This window comes from Anaerostipes sp. AF04-45, assembly GCF_003461725.1.
GTDB classification, from domain to species: domain Bacteria; phylum Bacillota; class Clostridia; order Lachnospirales; family Lachnospiraceae; genus Anaerostipes; species Anaerostipes caccae.
On record NZ_QTXQ01000025.1, the window covers coordinates 1 to 1,382 of the forward strand.

Consider the following 1,382-nt stretch of genomic DNA (forward strand, 5'->3'; position numbering starts at 1 on the left):
TTGATATTGTCAATATTGGTTTACACTTTTTTCTCAAGAATGTTCGACCTTATGCTGCCTCCTGCAATGAATCATAGTACTGCTGTCGCTTAACCATCGGAGGTAAGCCACCGTTAGCTGAACAGATTCGCCGGTTATTCCAATAGCCGATGAAGTATCTCCAAATAAGAGTTTTTAACTGTTCTACTGTCATTGAGCTGGTATCGTAACGTCCATAAAGTAATTCCTCTTTGAATCTTGCCCACATACTTTCACATCTGGCATTGTCATGGCATCTGCCACCGGCACTGTTCATGCTTTGAAGAATGCCATATTTGTTGATTGCCTTACGATATAACCCGCTGGTATACTGCGTACCTCTGTCACTGTGAAGAATAGCTCCCCTAAGCATAGGATAGGCTCTATAAGCGTTATCTAAGGTTTGTTCACAAAGGGGAGCTTTCATATTTGTATCCATGGCAAGACCCAATACCGCTAAATCGTAGCAGTCAAAGATGGCTGAAACATACAGTTTTCCATCAGAAGCTTTTATTTCAGTCATATCAGTAATACATTTTTTTAGAGGTTTTTCAGCAGTGAAGTCACGTTTTATTAAATCATCTGATTTCCGGGCTTCTTTGTCAGCTTTAGTAATACCATTAGGCTTGCGTTTTGGTTTGTGATTAAGACCAATTTCGTCCATGACACGATAAACAGTTCTCTCGCCGGGAATGTGTATACCCTCCGGCTGTTTGAGTTGTAATGCCTGATACATACGGATTCTTCCATAAGTGTCATTACATTCATCCTCACTACAAATATCAAGCATTGCATCTGCCAATTCCTGATATTTCCATGGAGCATCCTTTGCTTTTAGGTATTTATTGAATGCTTGTCTGGAAACATGAAGCACTCTGCAATAAAAAGAAATTTTGCCCTTAATCTCGCCGTCATCAGTTTTGGTTGCAATAAACATCAGTCTCTGTTTTTTGCTGACTTCCGACGGCTGGCTGCGAAAAAAGCACTGGCTTCTTCGAGAAATTCATTTTCTTCTTTTAAACGACGGATTTCCTTATCCTGCTCTTTAATGCGCTTTTTGAGTTCGATAAGCTCATCGTTAAGAGATAAGGCATTCTTAGGCGTATGAACCGCGTCATTTGCGCTGAGACGACCTTCTTTGAAGGCTTTTATCCAGGTGTACATAGTACCCTTGGGAATCCCTAATTCGTTAGCTGCTTTATGCCCACCAATTTCCTGAGCAAGTTTTACAGCTTGTGCTTTAAATTCATTGTCATAAGATTTTTGATTTTGTGCCATAGGTTGTTTCTCCTGTTCTCGTATTGATTATGATTATATATCAAAGTCCTTGAGAATAGGGTGTCAACTTTTATGATACAACATCA

2 protein-coding genes are annotated in these 1,382 nt (G+C 39.8%); both read right to left on the reverse strand.

Translation table 11 applies throughout. The annotated features are described in order from the left end of the window. Positions 1-49: 49 nt before the first annotated feature. Entirely contained in the window at positions 50-958 is a 909-nt protein-coding gene (locus DWV34_RS17105; protein WP_194150597.1) for an IS3 family transposase, read from the reverse strand. Next, a complete protein-coding gene (locus DWV34_RS17110; RefSeq protein ID WP_236875328.1) occupies positions 955-1,296 on the reverse strand; it encodes a transposase in 342 nt (113 codons plus the stop codon). The genes DWV34_RS17105 and DWV34_RS17110 overlap by 4 nt, the downstream gene beginning before the upstream one ends. Positions 1,297-1,382 lie beyond the last annotated feature (86 nt).

What these genes read in the sequence shown, in the direction of transcription:
- DWV34_RS17110 (WP_236875328.1), bottom strand. Translation starts at nt 1,296, where the DNA reads ATGGCACAAAATCAAAAATCTTATGACAATGAATTTAAAGCACAAGCT.